The organism is Vannielia sp. ABF1_015 (assembly GCF_056160745.1).
Genome location: NZ_JBSWXT010000002.1, coordinates 555,144 through 578,298, shown reverse-complemented (window position 1 = coordinate 578,298; position 23,155 = coordinate 555,144). Strand labels below are relative to the sequence as shown.

Here is a 23,155-nt window from a genome sequence, read left to right as displayed (position 1 = left end):
GCGGAATTGCGTTTCGCAAATGGAGCATCTATCACGATGGGGCGTCGGTCAAGGCGCAAGGGGAGGAGATTACGATATGGTGCGAGCCGCCGACCTTATGGTGGAGTGCATGGTGGCCCATGGGGCCGACCGGCTGTTCTGTGTTCCTGGCGAAAGCTATCTGGCCTTGCTCGATGCCCTGCACGGGCAGGAGGCGGTTGATGTGGTGGTCTGCCGCCACGAGGGCGGGGCAGGGATGGCGGCGGTGGCCGATGCCAAGCTCACCGGCAAGCCCGGCCTTCTGGCCGTGTCACGCGGCCCCGGCGCAATGAACGCTGCAATCGCCCTGCATCTGGCCGAGCAAGATGCCGTGCCGCTGGTGGTTCTCGTCGGGCAGGTGGCCCGATTCGAGCGCGGGCGCGGGGCCTTTCAGGAGATGGATTATGCCCGTGTCTTCGGCAGCTTCGCCAAGCACGTCGAAGAGGTCACAGACGCCTTCCGCCTGCCCGAAGCCCTCGCGCGGGCATGGGCCGCGGCGCAGTCCGGCACCCCCGGCCCGGCGGTTCTGGCCCTGCCCGAAGACATGCTGACAGATGACGTCACCGCCGCCGTCGTCCCCCCCATCACCGTGCCTGTGCCCGGCCCGTCAGAGGCCGACATCTCCCGCGCCGCCGAGATGCTCTCGAAGGCAGAGCGCCCGCTCATCATCGCGGGCGGCGGCTTTGCCCAACCCGCCACCCGCGCCGCCCTCAAGGCGCTGGCCGAAGCGCAGGGGATTCCCGTGGCAACCACCTTCAAGCATCAGGAAGTGTTTGATAATTTCTCACCGCTCTACGCCGGGAACCTCGGCTTCAAGGTGCCCCCCTCGCTCTGGAAAACCCTCGCCGAGGCCGATCTGATCCTCGCTCTCGGCACCCGCCTCGGTGACGTGCCCACGCAAGGCTACAAGATCCCAGCCGCTCCCGAGCCGGCCCAGCCCCTCATCCATGTCTGGCCCGATCCGGCCGTGCTTACCCGCCTCTACAACGCCACCCTCGCCGTGGCCTCCGAGCCCTCCGCCTTCGCCGCCGCCCTCGCGCAGGCGGCCCCCGAAGCGCCGGACCGCGCCGGCTGGGCCGCCCGCTGCAATGGTGCTGCGCTGGCCCTAAAGCCGCAGGCGAAACTCCGCGAAGACGGCCTCGATTTTGGCGTGGTCGCCTTCGAATTGGCTCAGCAGGCCCCGCGTGATGCCATCGTCACCACCGATTCGGGCAATTTCTCCGGCTGGGTCCACCAATACTGGCCGTGGGATGGCACCCAACTCGCTGTCGGCGCGGTCGGTGGCGCGATGGGCCTCGGCATCCCCGGCGCGGTTGCCGCCTCCCTCCGCTTCCCGGGCCGCTGCGTGCTCGGCTTCGCGGGCGATGGCGGCACCCTGATGACCGGGGCCGAGCTGGCCACCGCCATCGCCAAGGGCGCCACCCCCAAGATCGTCGTGGCCGACAACGGCACCTATGGCACCATCCGCCTGCACCAGGAGCGCGACTATCCCGCCCGCATCTCTGGCACCGATCTCGCCAACCCCGACTTCGCCGCATGGGCCGCAAGCTTCGGGGCAGGGGCCTTTGCTATCGGCCCGGGCGATGACGTGGCCGCCACCGTGGCCGATTTCCTCGCCCACCCCGGCGCGGCCCTGCTCGCGGTGAACACCTCCGCCGAGGCCATCTCCGCCTACATCACCGTCACCCAGTTGCGGGAGCGGTCCAAACAGGCTGGCAAAGCCTGATGGCCCCCTTCACCCGCCACCTTTCCAGCTGGCCCAAGGGCGTGCCGCACCACATCGACCTGCCCGAGCGCTCCATCGCCCAAAATCTGACGCTAAGCGCCGAGGCCACGCCAGAGGCCCCGGCGATCACCTACTACGGGCGGCAAATCACCTACGGCCAGCTTGCCGCCGAGGTCGATGCGCTCGCCGGTTGGCTTCAGCACAAGGGCGTGGCCAAGGGCGACCGTGTCCTGCTCTACATGCAGAATTCCCCCCAGTTCATCGCTGGCTACTACGCCATCCTCCGCGCCGATGCCGTGGTGGTCCCCGTCAACCCGATGAACCGCGCCGCCGAACTCGCCTATCTCTGCGAAGACACCGGCGCCCGCACCGTCCTCACCGGGCAGGAACTCCTCCCCCACCTCGCAGACACCCCGCTCACCCACATCCTCTCCGCCGCCTACGCCGAGCACACAGACCCGGCCTTCCCCTTCACCCTGCCTGCGCCTCTGGACGCCCCGCCGCGGCCCTCCGACGCCCCCCGCGTCACCCCATGGTCCGCCGCCATCGCGCAGGGCCACCACCCCGGCCCCATCACCGCGCAGCCAGACGACCTCGCGCTCATCCCCTACAGCTCCGGCACCACCGGCCAGCCCAAGGGCTGCATGCACAGCCACCGCACCGTCATGTCCACCTGCGTCGGCAACACCGTCTGGAACCCCACGCGCGGCAATGGCACCACGCTGGCGAGCCTGCCGCTCTACCACGTCACCGGCATGCAAAACTCGATGAACGCGCCGATCCTCAAGGGCGAGCCGATCATCCTGATGACAAGGTGGGACAGGGCGCTCGCGGCCTACCTGATCGAACGCTACAAGGTCGCCCGCTGGCGCTCCATCACCACCATGGCGATCGACCTCGTGAACGACCCGGCGCTCGACAGCTACGACCTCACGTCGCTCGAAGTCATCGGCGGCGGCGGCGCCTCCATGCCCGAGGCGGTCGCGGCAAAGCTCAAGGATTTCACCGGCCTCGACTACATCGAAGGCTACGGCATGACAGAAACCATGGCCCCCTCCCACATCAACCCGCTCGACGCCCCCCGCCGCCAATGCCTCGGCATCCCCATCTTCGACGTCGACTCCCGCGTGATCGACCCGGAGACGGGCGCAGAGCTCGGCCCCAACGAGCCGGGCGAAATCATTATGCACGGTCCGCAAAACTTCCTCGGCTACTGGAACCGCCCGGAAGAAACCGAAGCCGCCCATATCGAGATTGACGGCAAGCGTTTCGTCCGATCCGGCGACATCGGCCGCTACGACGAAAGCGGCTTCTTCTACATCGTCGACCGGGTAAAGCGGATGGTCTCCGTCTCCGGCCTCAAGGTCTGGCCCACCGAGGTCGAGGGCCTCATGCACGCCCACCCGCAGATCACCGAATGCTGCATCATCGGCCGCCCCGATCCCCGCACTGGCGAGCGTGCGCGCGCCTATATTGTGCCCAAGGGGGATGTGACGGCGGAAGAAATCACCACCTGGTGCCGCGCCAACATGGCCGCCTACAAGGTGCCCAAGGAGATCGTCTTTGTGCAGGCCCTCCCGCGCTCTCCCTCCGGCAAGGTGCAATGGCGCGAGTTGATGGAAGAGGCGGCGCAGGAGAGCACTTAACCCCGCTCCATCCGGTCATAAACCAGCGTGAGCCTTTCCACCGACACTTGGCCGGGGCGGCTCCCGTCGGGCACAAATCTGAAGTTCGTAGCCCAGGCCGAGAACAGCCGCCAAACGCGTGCCTCTGCACCATCCTCAAGCATCGCCAGCTCAACGTCCCGCGGGTCAGGCTCGCCAACCAATGAGCGCTCGGCTCAAGCGCAAAAACCATCATCATTGGCTTGTCCAAAGCGCAGTTGCAGCGGCATAACTCTGAACTTCCCCTGCAGGTGCCGCACAGCTCTGCCGCCCCCTTCACGGTAGGCGACAGTGTCCATCTCCGGGCCAAGCCCGCTCGCCTCGATGAAGCGGGCCACAGGCTCGCCCGCAAGGCGAAGCTCAAAGTTGAACCGGGTGTACGCGGTGTCGCTCATGGGGCATCGCCCGCGTTCTGCACGATCCGGAAGAGGACGAACTCCGCAGGCTTCACCATCGCCACGCCGACAAGGCAGATCAGCCGCCCGTTGTCGATATCATCCTGCGTCATCGTGGTCCGGTCGCAGGTTGCAAAATAGGCGCTCTCCGGCGTTTCCCCCGCCAGCGCCCCGTCCCGCCAGAGCGCGTGCAGAAACGCCGCCACATCGCGCCGCACCGCCTTCCACAGTGGCTCGTCATTCGGCTCGAAGACCACCCATTCCAGCCCCCGGTGCAGGCTTTGCTCAATCATCAGCCCCAGCCGCCGTATGGGCACATAGCGCCAGTCACTCGCCGGGTCGCTCAGCGTGCGCGCGCCCCAGACCCGGATACCATCCGCGAACTGCCGGATCAGGTTTACCCCCGTCGCCGCCAACACATCCTGATCGGCATCACCAAAGGCCTCCGTGAGTTGCGTCACCCCGCGCAGCGCCACGTTCGCCGGAGCCTTGTGAACGCCCCTAGAGGCATCCACCTGCGCGTAGATCCCGCAGATATGCCCCGAGGGCGGCACTGCCACCTGCTCGCCGGTCACCACATCCGGCAGGAGGATGCGTGGCGCATAAATCGCCGCCAGCCCGCTTTCCACCTGAGGCGGCAACAGCCCGCCGTCTGGCTCGCGCTGCTGCATCGCCGCCAGATCACCCCCCGTTTCGGCCATGTCGAGCACCGCAAACCGGTCGCCCCTGGCCTCGCAGTGCTGCACCAGCGCCGCGTGGCTCTCTGCATCGTCAAAGCCCGGTGTGGCGACGAGTTGAATATTCTCCTCCTCATCCAGCGGCTGCAGGTTTTCCAGCGAAAGGCGCTCTAACCCGTCTGCAACCCGCAGCACGAAAAGCCGGTTGCCGCCGTTGTCGAAAAAGCCGCTCACCGCCGTGGCCAGCGTGCAGGGGCGGTCCCCGGGCAATCCCTCCAGATGCATCCGCTCAAAGGTGGTGTAGTTCGAGAACAATACCGGCTCCCCCACCGGCCCCTTGCCCTCTTCGATCAGCCCAACAAGCGCCGTGGTCGAGGTGCCCACCGTAGAGATCGGCCGCGCTCCTCCAGCCTCCTCCACAACATAAACTCCGGGCGTTCGGTACTCGGCCATCGGGGCTTTCCTCCTTGGCTGCCGTTGCGTCATCATGCGCCCGAAAGCCAGCGCTCACAACCGCGCGGAATCAGCCGCGCTTCTCGGTGGGGCTCGAAAATTTGGGTGAATAGCTTGATGCAACATTCTGTTAAACAATGGAAATTCATGTATTTCACGCCACTGTAACAAGCCCCATTGCCAAAAATAATAAAGTAATACTTAATCGAATCCACGAACGACAATCGTTCCATGGGAGGAAATCATGAACGTCAAAGCAACGCTCCTTGCGAGCGCCATCGCCCTTACGCCCTTCGCCGCCATGGCCGCCGATATGACCATCGGTTTCAGCCAGATCGGGTCTGAATCTGGCTGGCGCGCGGCAGAAACCACCGTCACCAAGCAGGAAGCCGAAAAGCGCGGGATCGACCTCAAGTTTGCCGATGCGCAGCAGAAGCAGGAAAACCAGATCAAGGCGATCCGCAGCTTCATCGCGCAGGGCGTTGATGCCATCCTGCTCGCCCCCGTGGTCGCCACCGGCTGGGACGAGGTGCTGGAGGAGGCCGCCGATGCCGAGATCCCCGTGGTCCTGCTCGACCGCACGGTCGATGCCTCCGACGATCTCTACCTCACCGCCGTCACCTCCGACCTCGTCCACGAGGGCCGCGTGGCCGGGCAGTGGCTGGCCGATGAAATGGCCGGCGAGCCCTGCCGCATCGTCGAGCTGCAAGGCACCACCGGCTCCTCGCCCGCGATCGACCGCAAAAAGGGCTTTGAAGAGGGCATTGCCGGGGCCGATGGCCTGGAGATCGTCCGCAGCCAGACCGGCGATTTCACCCGCTCGCAAGGCAAGGTGGTGATGGAGAGCTTCCTCAAGGCCGAAGGCGGCGAGAACATCTGTGCGCTCTACGCCCATAACGACGATATGGCCGTTGGCGCGATCCAGGCGATCAAGGAAGCCGGTCTCAACCCCGGCACCGACATCAAGATCGTCGCCATTGACGCCGTGCCCGATGCCCACCTCGCCATCGCCAACGGCGAGATGAACGCCACCATCGAGCTGACGCCCAACATGGCCGGCCCCGCGCTGGATGCGCTCGAAGCCTACTTTGCCGACGGAACCGCGCCCGAGAAGTGGATCCAGACCGAGAGCAAGCTCTACACCGCCGAAGACGACAACCAAGCCGTCTACGAGGAAAAGAAGAACCTCGGTTACTAAGGCTCCCCCGGGCCGGGCATCTTCCTTTACCCGGCCCGTTCTCTCCCCGCGTCCGCCCGTGCTAGGCTTTCGCGGGGAGGGGCAACTTCATGAAAAGCAGACGCAAGATGCAAAATCAGCCCCCGCTGCTCCACGCCAGCGGCATCTCCAAGTTCTTTCCCGGCGCCGTGGCGCTGGATGAGGTGGAGCTCAAGCTCTACCCCGGCGAGGTGCACGCGCTTCTGGGTGAGAACGGCGCGGGCAAATCCACCCTCATCAAATGCCTCACCGGCGCCTACCGGCGTGATGGCGGGGTGATTCGGCTCGCGGGCCAAGAGGTCGACCCGCGCTCCACCGCCGATGCGCAGGCCCTCGGCATCGGCACCGTCTACCAGGAGGTCAACCTTCTGCCCAACCTGACCGTGGCCGAAAACCTCTACATGGGCCGCCAGCCCACCCGCCTCGGCCTCGTCAACCGCCGCGCGATGAACCGCGCCGCCGCCGAAGTGCTCGAAGGCTACGGGCTGAATATCGACCCGGGCGAGCCGCTCACCCGCTATTCTGTCGCCGTGCAACAGGTGGTCGCCATCGCCCGCGCCGTTGCGCTCTCGGGCAAGGTGCTCATCCTCGACGAGCCCACCGCCTCGCTGGATCGGGATGAGGTCGAGCTGCTCTTCGGGGTCATCCGGCAGGTGAAGGACGCTGGCCTGTCGGTTGTTTTCATTACCCATTTTCTAGATCAGGTCTTCGAGATATCCGATCGTGCCACCGTGCTGCGCAATGGCCGCGTGGTGGGCGAGCGCCTACTGGCCGAGGTCTCGCAGCACGATATCATCACCCTCATGCTCGGCCGCCAACTGGAGGCCCGCGTGGCCGAAAAGAAGGGCGGCACCCCGGGCGAGCTGCTGTTGCAAGTCAACGATCTGGCCAAGCGCGGCATGATCGAGCCGTTTTCCCTCAGCCTCCATCGCGGCGAGGTCGTCGGACTCGCCGGGCTGCTCGGCTCTGGCCGCACCGAAACCGCCAACCTGCTCTTCGGTGCCGTGCAGGCCGATCAGGGCAAACTCTTGCTCGAAGGCCGCGAAACCCGCATCACCAACCCGCGCGAGGCCATCGCCCACCGCTTCGCCCTCTGCCCGGAAGACCGGAAAACTCACGGTATCGTCGGCGACCTTTCGGTGCGCGACAACATCATCCTCGCGCTCCAAGCCCGCCAAGGCTGGATGCGCCCGATCCCCCGCGCCAAGGTGAACGAAATCGCCGAGCACTACGTGAAGGCGCTCGACATCCGCCTCGCCAGCCTCGACATGCCCATCCGCCTGCTCTCCGGTGGCAACCAGCAAAAGGCGCTGCTTGCGCGCTGGCTCGCCACGGAGCCCGAGTTTCTCATCCTCGATGAGCCCACCCGCGGCATAGACGTGGGTGCCCACGCCGAGATCATCGCCCTGATCGAAACCCTGCGCGAGCGCGGCATGGCCCTGCTTGTCGCTTCCTCCGAGTTGGAGGAGCTGGTGGCCTATTCCACCCGCGTCGTGGTGCTGCGCGACCGTCGACAGGTGAAAGAACTCACCGGCGAAGCCATCACCGCCGAAAACATCGTCACCGCCATCGCCGATGAAGAGCGGGGGGCCGCCTGAATGCTTGCCACCACGCCCTCCCTGCTCAAGCGGATCACCCCGCAACTTATCATTCTGGCCGTCGTTCTGGGCCTCAACACCCTCGTTTTCCCCGATTTTTTCGAGGTCAGCTTCCGCAATGGCCGCCTCTTCGGCAATCTCGTAGACGTGCTCAACCGGGGCGCGCCCGTGGCGCTCCTCTGCATCGGCATGACGCTGGTGATCGCCACCAAGGGCATCGACCTGTCCGTTGGCGCGGTCATGGCCATCGCCGGGGCCACCGCCGCTTCGCTCGTGACTGACGGGCACGGCTGGGGCACCGCGCTGATCGGCGCATTGGCCACCGGCCTGCTTTGCGGCCTCTGGAACGGCGTGCTCGTCGCCGTCCTGCGCATCCAGCCCATTGTCGCCACGCTGGTGCTGATGGTGGCGGGCAGGGGCATCGCCCAGCTCATCACCGAAGGCACCATTCTGACCTTCAACAACGAGGGCCTCATCCGCCTCGGCGCGGGCACGGTGCTCGGCATCCCCACGCCCATCGTCATCTGGCTCGCCCTCGGCACGCTGGCCACGCTCGCCGTGCGCCGCACCGCGCTCGGAATGCTGATCGAATCCATCGGCGTCAACGAGGCCAGCTCGCGGCTCGCAGGCATCAACTCCCGCGTGCTGCTGATCTGTGTTTACCTCGCCTCCGGCCTCTGCGCCGCGCTGGCGGGTGTGATCGTCGCCGCCGATATCAAAGGGGCCGATGCCAACAACGCTGGCCTTTGGCTGGAGCTCGACGCCATCCTCGCCGTGGTTATCGGTGGCAACTCCCTGCTCGGCGGGCGCTTCTCCATCGTCGCCTCGCTGATCGGCGCGCTCATCATCCAGTCGGTCAACTCGGTGATCCTGCTCTCCGGCATGCCGCCAGAGTTCAACCTCGTCATCAAGGCGGTGCTGATCCTTGCCATCCTCGTGATCCAGTCGCCCAAGATCGGCCATCTGGTCTACATGCTCCGCGCCTCCGGGCCCGAGCGCCTGCCAGAGCGCCCCCGGCCAACCTCGCCCTCCGCGACCCCCAAGGAGGACGCACCATGATCCGCTCCACCCACCTGCCTCTGATGGTCACGCTGGCCACCTTCGTGCTCGCCTACGCCCTCTGCGGCTGGCAATACCCCTCGATGCTCTCCACCCGCGTTGTTGCTAACCTGCTGACAGACAACGCCTTTCTCGGCATCGTCGCGGTAGGGATGACCTTCGTGATCCTCTCAGGCGGCATCGACCTGTCGGTCGGCTCCGTCATCGCCTTCACCGGCGTCTTCCTCGCGGTGATCCTGCGTGACACCTCGATCCATCCGCTCACCGCCTTCGTGCTCGTGCTGGCGCTCACCACCGCCTTCGGCGCGGCTATGGGGGCCACGATCCACTATCTTGAAATGCCCCCCTTCATCGTCACGCTGGCGGGCATGTTCCTCGCCCGTGGCGCGGCCTATGTGCTCTCCACCGACTCCGTGCCGATCACCCACGAGTTCTACGACACTCTGCAAGATATCTACTGGAAGGCCCCCTCCGGCGGGCGCTTCCGGCTGATCGGCGGGCTGATGATCCTTACCTTTATCGTCGGGGCGCTGATCGCTCACCGCACCCGCTTCGGGCAAAACGTCTATGCTCTCGGCGGCGGCGCGCAAACCGCCCGCCTCATGGGCGTGCCGCTGGCCGCAACCACCGTGGGCATCTACGCCATATCGGGCGGCCTCGCCGGGCTCGCGGGCATCGTCTTCTCGCTCTACACCTCGGCAGGCTACAGCCTCGCCACCGTCGGCGTGGAGCTCGATGCCATCGCCGCTGTCGTCATCGGCGGCACGCTCCTTTCCGGCGGCTACGGCTTTGTCGCCGGCACCTTCTTCGGCATCCTCATCATGGGGCTGATCCAAACTTACATCGTCTTTGACGGGACACTTTCGAGCTGGTGGACTAAGATCGTCATTGGCGCTTTGCTCTTCGCTTTCATTCTGCTTCAGAAAGGCCTCACTTGGGCGACGACCACCCGACGAAAAAGAGCGACTGGCTCCGCACAGCCATCATGACAATCGTCGCGTCCGGCTCGCCGTCTGCGCGGGCCTCGAACCACACGCATTTCGTGGTGGATCAACTCGGTCGTGCCATCGTGGCGGGGGAATACCCGGCTGACACGATGATCCCGCTCGATCCCGACCTTTGCGAGATGTTCGACGTGAGCCGCACCGTGGTGCGTGAGGCCAAGAAGACCCTCGCCGCCAAGGGCATGATCGCCTCCAAGGCCAAGGTGGGCACCCATGTGCGCCCCTCGGACGAGTGGAACATGTTCGACGAAGACGTGCTGCGCTGGCACACCTCGGTCAAAAACCCGGGCCGCTTTTACGACGAGCTCTTCGAAATCCGCCTGATCTTCGAGCCCGCCGCCGCCGCCTCCGCCGCGCGGCGCGCCAATGAGTTGGCCGACAAGGCAGCCTGCGACAGGCTCTTCACCCTCTGCGACAGCCTCGCAGGTGCCAACAGCCGGGCCGATTTTGCCGTGGCCGACTACGAGTTTCACCACCACGTGCTAAAGCTTTCCGGCAACCGTTTCCTGCAATCGCTGGGCGACATGGTGCAAACCGCGCTCTATTCCCTGTTTCTCATCGAGACGGGCGAGCAGTTTCAGGAGGTGAAGGCCGAGGTGGCGCAAAACCACCGCGACATCGCCCGCGCCATCGCCTCCGGCCTGCCCGAGGCCGCCCATACCGCGATGCTCAAGGTCATCACCGAGGGCCACCACCGCACCCGCACCACCGCGTAGGGTGGGCAATCTGCCCACCATCCGCCGCGCCTAGCGCGGGCTCACCACCAGCTCGTCATACCCCGAAGCAGGGCAGGGCGCCCGGCCAAACCGCAGCCCGTCCAACGCCACCACCACGATCTCCGCAGTGGTAAACACCTCCGCCCCCTCCGCCATCAGGTGCCCGCCCACAACGCGCCCTTCGCCGTCCGATACGGCCATGTGCAGGTGCTGCTTCACCGCGTCCACGGTCCCCACCAGCGAGACAATCTCCAGCGGTCCGGTATGCTCTGTCGCCTCCTCCGTCCCCGCGTGGCGCAGCCGCACCGCCCGCAGGCTGCCGACGCAGCTCACCAAAGCCATCGCCTCCGCCCCGCTCTGCGCAAACAGCCCCCGCAACCCGGCCACCAAATCCTCCCCCGGCTTCAGTCGCGCCGCGATGAACCGCCCCTCACTCTCCATCTCCGCCCCCGTTCCGCGCGCGCCTCACACCAGCGAAACCCGCGCCTCCTGCGCCGCACTCTCCGCAATCGCATGGATCACCCGCTCAATCTCCAGTGCGGCTTCAAAGTCCGGCCATGCCCTGTGCCGCCCCGCGATCGTTTCCACCAGCTCGGCGGCCTCCAGTATCTTCAGATCATTGAACCCCAGCTGATGCCCCGGCGCCGGGCAGAAGGCGGCATAGGGAGGATGCGCGGGGCCGGTGAGGATGGTCTTGAAGCCCTGTTCGGCCTTCTCGCCCTCGTTCACGTAGATCCGCATCTCGTTCAGCCGCTCCTGCTCGAAGGTGATCTGCCCCTCGGTGCCGTGGATCTCCAGATCAATCCGGTTCTTGCGGCCCCACGCGCTGCGGCTTGTGGTCAGCATCCCCCGCGCGCCGCCCTTCAGCCGGATCAGCGCCGTCGCCACATCCTCGTTCTCCACCGGTGCGCGCCCGCCGCCCTCCACCGGGCGAGTCTCGTGAATGATCTGGGTCTCCGCCAGCACGCTCTCAACCGGGCCGACAAGCTGCATCACCATCGAGATCAGGTGGCACCCCATGTCCCCCAGCGCACCCAGCCCCGCCTCCGAAAGTTTGGCCCGCCACGTCCAGGGCAGGGTGCCATCGGCCTGATAATCCTCGTCATAAAACCCGCGCACATGCACCACCCGGCCAATCCGCCCCTCAGCGATGAGCTTGGCCGCATGGTGCAGCGCCGGGTTGCGCACGTAGTTGTAGCCCACCAGCGTGACCTTGCCGCTGGCCTTGGCCGCCGCAACCATCGCCTTGGCCTCCTGCAGCGTCAGCGCCATCGGCTTTTCGCACCACACATGCTTGCCCGCTTCCAGCGCGGCAATCGCCATCGGCGCGTGCAGCCCGTTCGGGGTGGTGATCGAAACCACATCCACCGCCGGATCTTCCACCAAGGCGCGCCAATCGTCCCCGGCGTGGGCAAAGCCCCAGTCGGCCGCAAGCCGCTCCGCCTTCTCCAGCGGCATCTCGCAGAGGTGGGCTAGCTCAATCTCACTGTCGCCCCCCATCACCGCCCGCGCGCCGCGCCACGCCAGCGCATGCGCCTTGCCCATGAACCCGGTGCCAATCAGCCCCACACCCAACTTTGCCATCGCCGGTCTCCTCCCTGCTTTGCCCCTGCCTAAACACCGCCTGCATGTCGGGCCAAGCCAAAGCGGGCAGGGGGCTTGAAAAAGCATCATTTCCCATCAAGGATGAGGCAGGCTTTGCGGGAAAATCATCACCAGCCACCTCACACAGCACATGGGAGCCACATCATGGCCAGACGTCCGATCATCTCCGATGTGGCGCGCGCCGCAGGCGTCTCCGTGGCCACCGTCGACCGGGTGTTGAACGGGCGGCTGAAGGTGCGGGAGGAAACCGCGCGCAAGGTGCTCCAAGCCGCGCAGGAGGTAGGCTATCACGCCCGCAACCTGATCGAGCAGCGCCTGCGCGTCGATCTGCCCGAGGTGCGCCTCGGCTTCATCCTGCAAAAGGAAAAGCAGGCTTTCTACCAGCGCTTTGCCCACCAGATCGAGGCCGCCGTGGCCGAGGCCGAGGGCATCCGCGGGCAGTTGGTGATGGAGTTTTCTGCCTCACAATCGCCTGACCATGTGGTGGAGATGATGGAGCGCATGTCGGGCAAGGTCGATGCGCTCGCGGCCACCGCCGTCAACCATGCGAAGGTGAGCGACGCGGTCGCCCGGCTTGCAAAGGCGGGCACTCCGGTGTTCTCGCTGCTGTCAGACTTCGCACAGGGGCTCAGACGCAACTATGTAGGCTCCAATAACCTCAAGGTCGGGCGCATGGCGGCCTGGATGCTCTCCACCGCCGCGCTCCGCCCGGGCAAAATCGCGCTCTTCGTTGGCGGCTACCGCTGGCATGGCCACGAGCTGCGCGAAACCGGCTTTCGGTCCTTCTTCCGCGAGCACGCGCCCGAGCGTCCGCTGCTCGACACGCTGGTCAACCTCGAAACCCGCCAACTCACCTATGAGGCCACGCTGGACCTGCTCCACCGTCACCCCGACGTCACCGGCATTTACCTTGCAGGCGGCGGGATGGAGGGCACCATCGAGGCGCTGCGCGAGGTGCGCAAACCCGGCGAGGTCGCGCTTGTCGTCAACGAGTTGACGCCCGACAGCCGCGCCGCCCTGGCCGACCGCTATGTGACGATGGCGCTGGAAACCCCGCTTAAGCCGCTTTGCCGCGAGCTGGTGCGTCTGATGTCGCAAGCCGCCCTCTCCACACAGCCTGCCGTGCCCGGCCAGCTCTTCATCGACAGCGTAATCCACCTGCCAGAGTCGGTCTGACGCTCTGCAATGAATGATAGAAAAACGTCATTTGGGAGTGAGTCTTCGCGCTGCTGATTGCATTCCTTTCATCAATGATGCGAATGTGGCCCCTCAGCACCCCACGCGTTGACGCCCCCGGCGCAAGCATGCATTCACCCCGCAACGCCCCCGGCACGGCCCGCACAACTCAACTCGCAGGATAATGCCCATGCCCGTCAAAATCGGCATCTCCCCCATCGCCTGGCAGAACGACGACCTGCCCGATCTCACAGCCGCCTACACAATGGAGCAGGCGCTCAAGGAGGCGCGCGAAATTGGCTACACCGGCGTCGAGCGCGGTCAGCGCATGCCGCATGATACGCCGGGCCTGCGCCACTACCTCGACATAAACGATATTGCCCTCTGCGGCGGCTGGTGCTCGGGCAACCTGCTGGTCAACGACCTTGAGGCCGAGAAGGCTGCCGTGGCCGCGCAGGTCGAGCAGTTCATCGCGCTCGATGCCCCCTGCATCGTCTACGCCGAATGCTCCAACACCGTGCAGGGCGACCCGGCCACACCGGTGGCCAACCGGCCCAAGCTCTCACGCGACGAGGTGGAGGCCTACGCAGCCAAACTCGGAGAGCTGGCCAAGTGGATGGCAGGGCAGGGGATGCCGCTGGCCTATCACCACCACATGGGCTCGATCATCGAAAGCGAAGACGATGTGAACTGGCTGATGGAGGCCAGCCCCACCGAGGTCCACCTGCTCTATGATACCGGGCACCTGCGCTTTGGCGGGGCCAATGAGCTTGCGGTTCTCGACCGTTGGGCCAACCGCATCCACCACGTCCACTACAAGGATGTGCGCGCGAACATCGTGCAGCACATCCGCCAAACCAACGGCTCCTTCCTTGATGCCGTCATCGCCGGGGCCTTCACCGTGCCGGGCGATCTTGAAGGGTGCATTGATTTCGCCACCATCACCGGCAAACTGGCCAAGATGGATTACGCCGGATGGATCGTGGTCGAGGCCGAGCAAGACCCGGCCAAGGCCGATCCCTACGCGTATTCCAAACTCGGATATGAAACGATAATGGCTGCCTGTCGCGCCGCCGGATTGGACCTCGCCGCATGAAAGCAATGTTCGACCTTCAGCACCCGTTTTTCCGCCAGGTCTGGCGGCGCGTGGCGGTCGTCGCCATCTGTTTTGCCTGGGCCGGGGTCGAGCTTGCCTCCGGCGCGCAGGTCTGGGCAGCGCTCTTCGTCGCCGCCGGGGCATGGTGTGCCTATCAGTTCTTCGTGGTCTGGACAGACCCGGAGGATCCCGAGGACCAGTCGTAAAAAACCACGCGCTCTCGCCGCGGGCGCCTGCGCCCTCGCTGCCGCACTAAACCTCCCCGCCGAGCGCCGCGCCTCGTTGGTAAACCGCGCTTTTCTCCTGCGCGGCGCTTAACGCTCCCTTGCCCCACCGTCCCGGCGGGTTGCCGACCAAGCGCCCTCAGTCTGTGCATTTCGCACATGCATAGGATGTGCATGGCTTGTGCATAGGATGTTGCCCTCCGCTTTTCGCCCGGTTTTTGCGTTTCGCAAAAGGGTTAACCCCCCGCACGCCGTGGCGCCGATGATAGTCATCTATCTCGCCCGCCGTTCGCCGCCCACGCCCTCCTTCTGGCGGGGGAACGTCCGCTTGGGCTGGCGGGCGAGGCAAGCCATGGCTAGGGTCGCGGCATGACTTTGCTCGAAGATACGACATCGCTCTTAGGCGAGCTCGTGGCCTGTCCCACCGTCTCGTCCGACAGTAACCTCGACTGCATAGACCTTCTCGCAGGCCGGCTCGAGAAGGCCGGTGCACGGGTAGAAGTTCTGAAAGATGAGACTGGTGAAAAAGCCAATCTTTACGCGACCATAGGCCCGGATGTTCAAGGTGGCATACTGCTCTCTGGCCATTCCGATGTGGTGCCGGTGGAGGGGCAAAACTGGTCCACCGATCCCTTCGTGATGACCGAGCGCGATGGTCGCCTGCATGGCCGCGGCACATGCGATATGAAGGGCTTCATCGCCGCCTGCGTTGCAATGGCCCCGCACCTTGCAGCGCAGGTCAAAAACCGCCCCCTCCACTTCGCCTTCACCCATGATGAAGAGGTCGGCTGCCTCGGTGCCAAGGCCTTGGCCGAACAGCTGAAAACCCGCGAAATCCTGCCCTCCGTCGCCATCATCGGCGAGCCCACAACCATGCGCGTGGTCGAAGGCCACAAGGGCTGCTGTGAATATACCACCCGATTTCAGGGCCGCTCCGGCCACGGCTCCGACCCGGGCGCAGGCGTCAACGCGGTCGAATACGCCACCCGCTACATCACCCGCCTGATGGAGCTTCGCGAAACGCTCAAGGCCCGCACCCCGCCCGAAAGCCGTTTCGAGCCGCCTTGGACCACCCTCAACACCGGTGCGCTGATCGGCGGGTTCGCCCATAACGTCATCCCGTCAGAGGCCGAGGTGCAATGGGAGATGCGCCCCGTGGCCGATGCCGACGCCACCTTCGTGCGCAGCGAAATGCAGCGCTATATCAACGACATATTGCTCCCTGAAATGCAGGCCGTCGCGCCCGAGGCGGCCATCAGCACCGAAACCATCGGAGATACGCCGGGCCTCATGCCGATGACAAACGGTGAGGCCGCCGCGCTCGCCTGTGCGCTCACCGGCTCCAACGGCGGGGCGCTGGTGCCCTTCAACACCGAGGCCGGGGTGTTTCAGAAGCTCGGAATAGATGTGGTCATCTGCGGGCCGGGCTCCATCGAGCAGGCCCATAAGCCCGATGAATATGTGAAAATTTCGCAGCTCCAGCAATGCCTTGCCATGCTGGAGCGCCTCGGTCCACGGCTTTGAGGCCACTCGGTTGCGGGCTTCAGCCCCATGGCCATCAGCACCTCTTCAGAATGCTGCCCAATCTTGGTGCCCCGTGCGGATGCCCTGGCGCGTCATAGGCAAAGCGGTCGCTCGCCTTCAGCCCCTTGCACCCCAGCGCCGCTATAACGCGCACAACTTGCACCTGTTGTACCGCGCCCTTGGTGTTTGCCCGTCGGCGCAGGCAGAACTATCCGCCGCTGATTTGCCCGCGACCCTTTGCTCAGGCCGCTAGGCTGCGTCGCGCCCGAGCGTAACCGTATTGCGCCCCTGAGCTTTGGAGGAAAGAAGGGCGCGGTCGGCAAGGTCCATCATCGCTTCCAGAAGGGTTTCAGAGCCATCCTCGCCTTCCATGGGGGCCTGAGCCGTACCGCCGCCGACGGCCACGCCAATCGAAACGGTTTGGCGAACGGAGCCTTTGTCCGGCAAGGGCAGGGGGATCGGCTCGGCTTCGATCCGGCGGCAAAGGCGCTGGGCGGCGGCGCGTGCCTCTTCTTCATTGGTGTCTGGCATGGCCACCAAAAACTCCTCTCCGCCGATCCGCGCCACCATGTCGATGCTGCGCAGGTTTGAAGAGAGCCGCTTTGCCACGGCGCAAAGCACGGCATCACCCGCAGCGTGGCCATGGGCGTCGTTCACCTGCTTGAAACGGTCAAGATCGAGCGCCATGACGGCAAAACTGCGCCCGGTCTCAGCGGCTCGGTCGCGGATGCGCGCGAGGTGAGAGAGAGCATATCGCCGGTTGTAGAGCCCCGTCAGCGGGTCAATTACCGCCAGTTTCAGCCCATCGCGCACCCGGCGCCTCAACTTGTCGCTCTCACGTTTGCGGGCCACCAGCGTTTTTAGCCGAATGGCAAGCTCTCGCCCGTCCACCGGCTCGTGGATCAGGTCAACCGCGCCGAGATCGAGGGCCATGGCCTCCTGCGCAGGGTCTTCCTGCTCGGTCACGATGAGAATGGAGGCGTGGCGCGACCAGCGGCGCGATCGTAGCTCGCTCATCAGGTGCAGCCCGTCACCAGCGTCTCGCAGTTTCGAGGCGATCACGTAAACATCCTGAAGCGCAGGGGTGGAGCCGTTGAGCACGGCATGACGGTCGAGGATGCTGATACGATGGTTCAGCCGCCCCTCCACCCCATCCCGCCAGCGCCGGGCTGCGGCTACATCGGCGGCCACAAGGGCAATCCGGGCGGGCCGCTCATAGCCTTCGGCCTCTTCGGCAAAGCCAAGCGCGCGGCTGGTGCTGCCTCTCAGGCGGAGTTCTTCGGAGACTTCGCGCATGCGCATCAGGTTGCGGATGCGGGCGAGGAGCAGGGTTTCGTCGATGGGTTTGGCGTGAAAGGCATCGGCACCCGCCTCAAGGGCGCAAAGCCTCAGCTCTGCCGGGCTCACGTTTTGGCGCGGTGCGCCCGTCACGATGATCGGGATCGCGCTTGCCTCTGCGTCGGCCCGCAGGGCACGGCAGGCCTCAAGCTCCGGTGCATCCGGCCCGTCGCAATTGAGAATGACAAGCCGCGGCCGGATCGTGCGCACGAGGGCCACGATATCTTCATTGGTGCTGCAAGCGACCACATCATAACAGGCCGCGGCAAGTTTGACCTTGAGGACAACGCGATTGGTCGGCACGTCATCCACGATCAGGACTTTCCCTGGCATCGTCTCATCCTTCCACGCGTGACCGCGCCTTTCCCCTGTAGGAGGCAGTCTGTATGGAGATGGTTAAGAAAACCTTTCCAAATGTTAACGAGGTTGGGAATGGAGCGTGAAAATGCCGAGACACTTGCGTTGAAGGCCCTCGCTTGGCTGGCCGGTAACGATGAGCTGTTGCCCGTGTTTCTCGGCTCTACGGGCGTTTCCGAAGGTGAAGTGCGGGCCCGTGCAGCCGATCCGGAATTCCTTGCTTCGGTGTTAGATTTCCTTGCAATGGACGATGCTTGGATCACCGGTTTTTGCGAGGCCGAAGGCTTGGACTACACCATGCCCATGCAGGCCCGCGCGGCCCTTCCGGGGGGCGATCTGCCGAACTGGACATGATGGTGCCAAAGCTGAAAGGCCTGCTCTTCGACAAGGACGGCACCCTTTTTGATTATCAGAAGACATGGGGCAGCTTCACGCTGGGATTTGTCGAGGGACTGGCTGCGGGCGACGCAAATTTGGCCATCAGGCTGGCGCGTGCCATAGGGGTAGACCCTGAAACGGCGCAGTTTTCGCCCGAGAGCCCAATTGTGGCCGGCACGCCGGAGGAGGCCATCGCGCCGCTGTTGCCTCTCCTGCCCGGGTGGAGTTTGGCGGCGCTGACAAACCATATCAACGCCGCTGCGGCCCTTGCCCCTCAAGTGCCGGCCGCTGATCTTGGCCCACTAATCGAGGCGCTTCGTGCCAATGGCCATACCCTCGGGATCGCGACCAATGATGCGGAGGCAGCAGCCCTTGCGCACGTAGAAAGCGCCGGGCTGCGAGACCAGTTTGCCTTTCTGGCGGGCTACGATTCTGGCCATGGGGCAAAACCCGCCCCGGGCATGTGCCTTGCGTTCGCTCGGGCCGTCGGGATCGCGCCGCAGGCCTGTGCGATGATTGGCGATAGCCTGCATGACATGGCCGCGGGGCGGGCGGCGGGAATGTTTTGTATCGCCGTTTGCACCGGGGTCACGCCGCCCGACGAGTTGGCCCCCCATGCCGATCTCCTGCTTCCGGACATTGGCCATTTACCGCGGTTTCTCGCAATGCCCTGACGGGTTTCGACGAAACAGAAGCGATTTGCGACATGAGGCGTCGCAAGCGGGAAACTTCGCTGCCGCGCGCAGGCGCACCCTGAGGCAACGAACTCAGGAGCCTGCGATGGATGAGACCGCCCCCAAGCGCCGCCGTGCCGGTGGCCGTGCCGCCAACCCGCGCCGCAACCGGCCCGAGGTGATCTCGCAGAGCCCGTGGCGCATTCCGCTCAACACCGACGCGCCGACCGAGCCACTGACGGAAGAGGGCGTGCAGGCGATCCACGAAGGGGCGATGCGCATATTGGAAGAGATCGGCATTGTCTTTCTCAATGACGAGGCCTGCAAGATTTTCGCTGAGGCGGGCTGTATCGTTGAGGGCCAAGTGGTGCGGATGGGCCGCGAGTGGGTGATGGAGATGGTGGGCAAGGCCCCTTCCGAGTTCACCATCACCCCGCGAAACCCGGCCCGCGCTCTGCCGATTGGCGGAAAGGCGATCCTATTTGGCAACGTGTCCTCGCCGCCCAATTACTATGACCTCTCACTCGGCTCCAAGGTGCCGGGAAACCGCGCGCAATGTGCCAACCTGCTCAAGCTCACCCAATATTTCAACTGCATCCACTTTGCGGGAGGCTACCCAGTAGAGCCGGTTGACCTGCACCCCTCCACCCGCCACCTTGATGTGCTCTTCGACAAGCTCACGCTGACCGACAAGGTGCCCCACGCCTATTCGCTCGGGCCGGAGCGGGTGGAAGATGTGATGGAGATGGTGCGCATCGCTGCCGGGCTGACGGACGATGAGTTCGATGCGCAACCGCATATGTATACCAACATCAACTCAACATCGCCGCTCAAGCATGATTGGCCGATGATAGATGGCTGTCTGCGCTGCATCCGGCGCGGGCAGGCGGTGATCGTCTCGCCTTTCACGCTGGCAGGGGCGATGGCACCGGTGACGATGGCAGGCGCGGTGGCTCAAAGCATCGCCGAGGCCCTCGCGGCAATCGCGCTGTTTCAATACGTGAAGCCCGGCTGCCCTTGCGTGATTGGCACCTTCACCTCCAACGTCGACATGAAAACCGGGGCGCCCGCCTTCGGCACGCCCGAGTATATGCGCGCCACGCAAATGACCGGCCAGCTTGCGCGCTTTTATGGACTGCCAATGCGGGCTTCGGGCGCGTGCACCGCAAATGTGCCCGATGGGCAGGCGATGTGGGAGACCTCCAACTCGCTCTGGTCGGCGGTGCAATCGGGCACCAACATTGTCTATCACGCCGCAGGCTGGCTGGAGGGCGGGCTGGTGGCGAGCCCGGAGAAGTTCATCATGGATTGCGAGGTGATCCAGATGATCCAGCGCTATTTTGAGCCTGATGTGGTGGCGACGGGGGCGGACGAGATCGCCGTGGATGCCATCGCCGAGGTGGGCCACTACGGCCATTTCTTCGGGATCGAACACACGCAGGCCCGGTATGAAACGGCGTTCTACCAGCCCATCGTATCCGATTGGTCGAACTTCGAGGCATGGCAGGCCAAGGGCGGAGTTTGGACGGCGGAGCGCGCGCATGGGCTCTTTCACCAGATCATCGACAGCTTCGTGCCGCCGCCGATGGAGGAGGCTATCCGGGAAGAGCTGGCGGCATTCGTGGCCCGACGAAAGGCTGAAGGCGGCGCACCAACCGACTTCTGAAAACCTCTTGCAATCAGGGTCTTACGACTTTCGGTCTTTCTTAACCCCGGTGGGGTAGGCTGCACAGCAGGTTGAACAGGTGCAGACATGCATGGGCTGATAAATCGCGCGGTGCAGTGCTTTGTCCGCGATATCTACGGTGCGGACGCATGGGCCAAGCTCGGGGCAGCTGTGGGCGTTGGGCCTGGTGGGTTCGAGGCGATGCTGACCTATGATGACAAGGTCACATTCCGGTTGATCGACGAGTTGTGCCTCATGCGCGAGAGGCCGCCAGAAGATATTCTTGAAGACCTCGGCACCTATCTTGTGACGCATGACAATACCCGGCCCATCCGGCGGCTGATGCGCTTTAGCGGGCAGAGTTTTTCGGAGCTGCTGTTCTCGCTCGATGATCTGCCCGACCGCGCGCGGCTCGCTGTGCCTGAGCTTGAGGTGCCTGATCTGTTTCTGACCGAGTTGCAACCCGGCCGATACAAGCTGCAAGTGTCGTCGCCCTACGGCGGATTTGCGCCTGTGATGGCGGGGGCCTTGCGTGCTTTGGCCGATGACTATGGCGCGCTGGCCTTCCTTGAAGTGCAAGACGCCATGGGGCGGCATGAGGTGCTCTTGATCGACCTTCTGGATGCCGAATTTGCTGAGGCCAAGCAGTTTTACCTCGGCGGCGGGCTGAAGAGCGGCAGCGAGGGCGTGCAATGAGTGTGGAGATCGAACGCGCTTCGCTGACTGTCCCGGGGCAGGCCGGCGGTGCCGTGTTTGAGCCCATCTTGCGAGAGGCGCTTGACCGGCTGATGCCGATGCATTTGCAGCTGCGCCACAGCGGCCACATTGCCCACGCTGGCCCCAGCCTGCAAAAACTCCGCCCGGGCACTGAACTTCGGGGCCGCAGGTTCCTTGAGGTTTTCGAGCTCAAACGTCCCAACAACCTCACGCGGGTCACCGATTTATCTCGGGTAGAAGGCGGGCGGCTCAAGCTGGCGTTTCGCGATGCGCCGCGCACCGGGTTGGTGGGGCTGGTTGCGCCCATCACGGGGGTGGAGGGGCTGATTGTAAACCTGTCCTTCGGCTTCAATATCATCGACGCGGTGCAAGACCATGACCTGACCGGCGCTGACTTTGCGGCCACCGATCTGGCCGTCGAGATGCTCTATCTCGTCGAAGCCAAAACCGCTGCGCTCAGAGAATGGAGGGCGTTGAACCAGCGGCTTCAGGGCGCCATGACCGCAGCCGAGCAGCAGGCCTCATCCGATATGCTCACCGGCCTCGCCAACCGCCGTGTCATGGATGAGGTGCTGGAGCGGCTGACCTTGGGGCGAACGCCCTTCGGCCTGATGAACCTCGACCTAGATTTCTTCAAATCGGTCAATGACACGCGCGGCCACGCTGCGGGCGATCACGTCTTGCGCTGCGTGGCCGACATACTGCGCGATCAAACCCGCTCCAACGACGTGATCGTGCGTGCGGGCGGCGATGAGTTTGTCTTGATCTTCGTCGGTCTCTCCGACCCGAAGCGCCTTGGCGATCTGGGGCGCCGAATTATCGCCCGCCTCGAAGAGCCGATTCCCTTCGAGGGGGATATGTGCCGGATATCGGGCTCCATCGGGCTGACGGTGAGCGATTTTTATGCCGCGACGGACCCCGAAGAGATGATGCAGCATGCCGATATCGCCCTCTACACCTCCAAGCGGAACGGGCGCGGGCAGGTGACGGTGTATTCCAATAAGCTACCGGGGATCGGCGAGGCGGCCAGGCCCGATTGACAAGTCGGCCAGCGCACGGCCCCATGGGGCATGATGTCGTTCTTGCGTGGCCACTGGCAACTCTTTCTCCTGCTCGCTCTGGTCTTCGCGCTCTGGCGCACGCCGGTGGTCTATCCGCTCCGCATCTTCGTGATCTTCCTGCACGAGCTCTCCCATGGTCTCGCGGGGCTGATCACAGGCGGCAGTATTGTTGATATCTCGCTTGATCCGCGAGAGGGCGGGCATGCTCTGATCCGCGGCGGAAACCGCTTTATCACTCTCTCGGCAGGCTACCTCGGCTCGCTGCTTATGGGTGTGCTGATCCTTGTCACAGCGCTTCGATCTCGCGCAGACCGGGCGGCCTTGGCGCTGTGCGGTGCGGCGCTGCTGATCGTCGCCGTCCTCTGGGTGCGCACGCCCTTTGCCCTGATTTTCTGCCTCTCCACCGGCGCGATCATGCTCGCCGCTGCCCGCTATCTGCCCCATCAAGCGGCGGACCTTGCGCTGCGCGTCATCGGTCTGACCAGCCTGATCTATGTGCCCTACGACATCTTCGATGACACCATTCGCCGTAGCGCACTGCAGTCGGATGCGCGCATGCTAGCCGAGGAGTTCGGCGGCGCAACGGTGCTCTGGGGCGGGTTGTGGCTCTTGCTCAGCTTGGGTGTGATCTGGCTATGTCTGCGCCACGGGCTGGGGGCACAAAGCAACATCCGCTTTGGTCGATCGGCCACTGAGAGGGGTAAAACGGCTGGTACCCCGTAGGGGAATCGAACCCCTCTTTCCAGGTTGAAAACCTGGCGTCCTAACCGATAGACGAACGGGGCAGGGACCAGCCGTGGGGGGGTGTTTAGG

23 protein-coding genes and 1 tRNA gene are annotated in these 23,155 nt (G+C 64.6%); 17 read left to right on the top strand and 7 right to left on the bottom strand.

Annotated features, from left to right (window positions below):
• Nucleotides 1-76: 76 nt before the first annotated feature.
• On the top strand, nucleotides 77-1,744 hold the full coding sequence (locus tag ACXAG6_RS15315) for a thiamine pyrophosphate-binding protein (RefSeq protein ID WP_475338636.1): 1,668 nt from the start codon (nucleotides 77-79) through the stop codon (nucleotides 1,742-1,744).
• Nucleotides 1,744-3,390 (top strand): long-chain-fatty-acid--CoA ligase, encoded by a 1,647-nt coding sequence (locus ACXAG6_RS15310; RefSeq protein ID WP_475338634.1) that lies wholly within the window; start codon nucleotides 1,744-1,746, stop codon nucleotides 3,388-3,390. Before ACXAG6_RS15315 ends, ACXAG6_RS15310 begins: the two co-directional genes overlap by 1 nt.
• Here the strand turns inward: ACXAG6_RS15310 and ACXAG6_RS15305 are convergent.
• Genes ACXAG6_RS15305 through ACXAG6_RS15295 form a run of 3 tightly spaced genes read right to left on the bottom strand, consistent with a single transcriptional unit; the run spans nucleotide 3,387 to nucleotide 4,933 of the window.
• Nucleotides 3,387-3,533: a hypothetical protein gene (locus ACXAG6_RS15305; protein ID WP_475338633.1), complete on the bottom strand. Its 147-nt coding sequence runs from the start codon at nucleotides 3,531-3,533 to the stop codon at nucleotides 3,387-3,389. The two genes, ACXAG6_RS15310 and ACXAG6_RS15305, sit on opposite strands and share 4 nt — an antisense overlap.
• A 51-nt stretch (nucleotides 3,534-3,584) precedes the next feature.
• On the bottom strand, nucleotides 3,585-3,803 hold the full coding sequence (locus ACXAG6_RS15300) for a phage tail protein (RefSeq protein WP_475338632.1): 219 nt from the start codon (nucleotides 3,801-3,803) through the stop codon (nucleotides 3,585-3,587).
• Nucleotides 3,800-4,933, bottom strand: a complete 1,134-nt coding sequence (locus ACXAG6_RS15295) for a phage tail sheath family protein (protein WP_475338630.1) — start codon at nucleotides 4,931-4,933, stop codon at nucleotides 3,800-3,802. The genes ACXAG6_RS15300 and ACXAG6_RS15295 overlap by 4 nt, the downstream gene beginning before the upstream one ends.
• A gap of 244 nt (nucleotides 4,934-5,177) precedes the next feature.
• Between ACXAG6_RS15295 and ytfQ the strand changes: the two genes are divergently transcribed.
• From ytfQ to ACXAG6_RS15270, 5 genes are all read left to right on the top strand, one after another.
• Nucleotides 5,178-6,131: a galactofuranose ABC transporter, galactofuranose-binding protein YtfQ gene (gene ytfQ, locus ACXAG6_RS15290; RefSeq protein ID WP_140014749.1), complete on the top strand. Its 954-nt coding sequence runs from the start codon at nucleotides 5,178-5,180 to the stop codon at nucleotides 6,129-6,131.
• An 89-nt stretch (nucleotides 6,132-6,220) separates the two neighbouring features.
• The gene (locus tag ACXAG6_RS15285) at nucleotides 6,221-7,747 is read left to right on the top strand and encodes a sugar ABC transporter ATP-binding protein (RefSeq protein ID WP_475338629.1); all 1,527 of its coding nucleotides are present in this window, start codon (nucleotides 6,221-6,223) and stop codon (nucleotides 7,745-7,747) included.
• The gene (locus tag ACXAG6_RS15280) at nucleotides 7,748-8,806 is read left to right on the top strand and encodes an ABC transporter permease (protein ID WP_475338627.1); all 1,059 of its coding nucleotides are present in this window, start codon (nucleotides 7,748-7,750) and stop codon (nucleotides 8,804-8,806) included.
• Nucleotides 8,803-9,795 carry a galactofuranose ABC transporter, permease protein YjfF gene (gene yjfF / locus ACXAG6_RS15275; RefSeq protein ID WP_475338626.1) on the top strand — a complete coding sequence of 331 codons (993 nt, stop codon included), beginning with the start codon at nucleotides 8,803-8,805 and terminating at the stop codon, nucleotides 9,793-9,795. Before ACXAG6_RS15280 ends, yjfF begins: the two co-directional genes overlap by 4 nt.
• Complete coding sequence (locus ACXAG6_RS15270; protein ID WP_475338625.1) at nucleotides 9,792-10,526, top strand: FadR/GntR family transcriptional regulator; 735 nt, start codon at nucleotides 9,792-9,794, stop codon at nucleotides 10,524-10,526. Before yjfF ends, ACXAG6_RS15270 begins: the two co-directional genes overlap by 4 nt.
• Nucleotides 10,527-10,556: 30 nt before the next feature.
• On the opposite strand, the gene ACXAG6_RS15265 is transcribed toward ACXAG6_RS15270, so the two are convergent.
• Both ACXAG6_RS15265 and ACXAG6_RS15260 read right to left on the bottom strand, forming a co-directional pair.
• The gene (locus ACXAG6_RS15265) at nucleotides 10,557-10,967 is read right to left on the bottom strand and encodes a PPC domain-containing DNA-binding protein (protein ID WP_475338624.1); all 411 of its coding nucleotides are present in this window, start codon (nucleotides 10,965-10,967) and stop codon (nucleotides 10,557-10,559) included.
• A gap of 24 nt (nucleotides 10,968-10,991) precedes the next feature.
• Nucleotides 10,992-12,110 carry a Gfo/Idh/MocA family protein gene (locus ACXAG6_RS15260; RefSeq protein WP_475338622.1) on the bottom strand — a complete coding sequence of 373 codons (1,119 nt, stop codon included), beginning with the start codon at nucleotides 12,108-12,110 and terminating at the stop codon, nucleotides 10,992-10,994.
• A gap of 165 nt (nucleotides 12,111-12,275) precedes the next feature.
• Here ACXAG6_RS15260 and ACXAG6_RS15255 point away from each other — a divergent pair, with 165 nt between their 5' ends.
• The 4 genes from ACXAG6_RS15255 to argE all read left to right on the top strand — a co-directional run bounded on the left by ACXAG6_RS15255 (nucleotide 12,276) and on the right by argE (nucleotide 16,151).
• Nucleotides 12,276-13,307, top strand: a complete 1,032-nt coding sequence (locus ACXAG6_RS15255; RefSeq protein ID WP_475338621.1) for a LacI family DNA-binding transcriptional regulator — start codon at nucleotides 12,276-12,278, stop codon at nucleotides 13,305-13,307.
• A 190-nt stretch (nucleotides 13,308-13,497) separates the two neighbouring features.
• Nucleotides 13,498-14,403, top strand: a complete 906-nt coding sequence (gene iolE, locus ACXAG6_RS15250) for a myo-inosose-2 dehydratase (RefSeq protein WP_475338620.1) — start codon at nucleotides 13,498-13,500, stop codon at nucleotides 14,401-14,403.
• On the top strand, nucleotides 14,400-14,609 hold the full coding sequence (locus ACXAG6_RS15245) for a hypothetical protein (protein ID WP_475338619.1): 210 nt from the start codon (nucleotides 14,400-14,402) through the stop codon (nucleotides 14,607-14,609). Before iolE ends, ACXAG6_RS15245 begins: the two co-directional genes overlap by 4 nt.
• 387 nt (nucleotides 14,610-14,996) lie before the next feature.
• Nucleotides 14,997-16,151 (top strand): acetylornithine deacetylase, encoded by a 1,155-nt coding sequence (gene argE, locus ACXAG6_RS15240; RefSeq protein WP_475338618.1) that lies wholly within the window; start codon nucleotides 14,997-14,999, stop codon nucleotides 16,149-16,151.
• Nucleotides 16,152-16,400: 249 nt separating this feature from the next.
• On the opposite strand, the gene ACXAG6_RS15235 is transcribed toward argE, so the two are convergent.
• Nucleotides 16,401-17,822, bottom strand: a complete 1,422-nt coding sequence (locus ACXAG6_RS15235) for a diguanylate cyclase (RefSeq protein WP_475338617.1) — start codon at nucleotides 17,820-17,822, stop codon at nucleotides 16,401-16,403.
• A gap of 99 nt (nucleotides 17,823-17,921) precedes the next feature.
• Between ACXAG6_RS15235 and ACXAG6_RS15230 the strand changes: the two genes are divergently transcribed.
• The 6 genes from ACXAG6_RS15230 (at nucleotide 17,922) to ACXAG6_RS15205 (ending at nucleotide 23,065) form a co-directional block, all read left to right on the top strand.
• On the top strand, nucleotides 17,922-18,200 hold the full coding sequence (locus ACXAG6_RS15230) for a DUF3572 domain-containing protein (protein ID WP_140014731.1): 279 nt from the start codon (nucleotides 17,922-17,924) through the stop codon (nucleotides 18,198-18,200).
• The gene (locus tag ACXAG6_RS15225; RefSeq protein WP_475338615.1) at nucleotides 18,197-18,898 is read left to right on the top strand and encodes an HAD family hydrolase; all 702 of its coding nucleotides are present in this window, start codon (nucleotides 18,197-18,199) and stop codon (nucleotides 18,896-18,898) included. The genes ACXAG6_RS15230 and ACXAG6_RS15225 overlap by 4 nt, the downstream gene beginning before the upstream one ends.
• Nucleotides 18,899-19,004: 106 nt before the next feature.
• Complete coding sequence (locus tag ACXAG6_RS15220) at nucleotides 19,005-20,564, top strand: trimethylamine methyltransferase family protein (protein ID WP_475338614.1); 1,560 nt, start codon at nucleotides 19,005-19,007, stop codon at nucleotides 20,562-20,564.
• A gap of 87 nt (nucleotides 20,565-20,651) precedes the next feature.
• Nucleotides 20,652-21,260: a heme NO-binding domain-containing protein gene (locus ACXAG6_RS15215; protein WP_475338613.1), complete on the top strand. Its 609-nt coding sequence runs from the start codon at nucleotides 20,652-20,654 to the stop codon at nucleotides 21,258-21,260.
• Nucleotides 21,257-22,321: a diguanylate cyclase domain-containing protein gene (locus ACXAG6_RS15210; RefSeq protein WP_475338611.1), complete on the top strand. Its 1,065-nt coding sequence runs from the start codon at nucleotides 21,257-21,259 to the stop codon at nucleotides 22,319-22,321. Before ACXAG6_RS15215 ends, ACXAG6_RS15210 begins: the two co-directional genes overlap by 4 nt.
• A gap of 33 nt (nucleotides 22,322-22,354) precedes the next feature.
• Nucleotides 22,355-23,065 (top strand): M50 family metallopeptidase, encoded by a 711-nt coding sequence (locus ACXAG6_RS15205; protein ID WP_475338610.1) that lies wholly within the window; start codon nucleotides 22,355-22,357, stop codon nucleotides 23,063-23,065.
• Here ACXAG6_RS15205 and ACXAG6_RS15200 read toward each other — a convergent pair.
• Nucleotides 23,053-23,127, bottom strand: a tRNA-Glu gene (locus ACXAG6_RS15200). The two genes, ACXAG6_RS15205 and ACXAG6_RS15200, sit on opposite strands and share 13 nt — an antisense overlap.
• Nucleotides 23,128-23,155 lie beyond the last annotated feature (28 nt).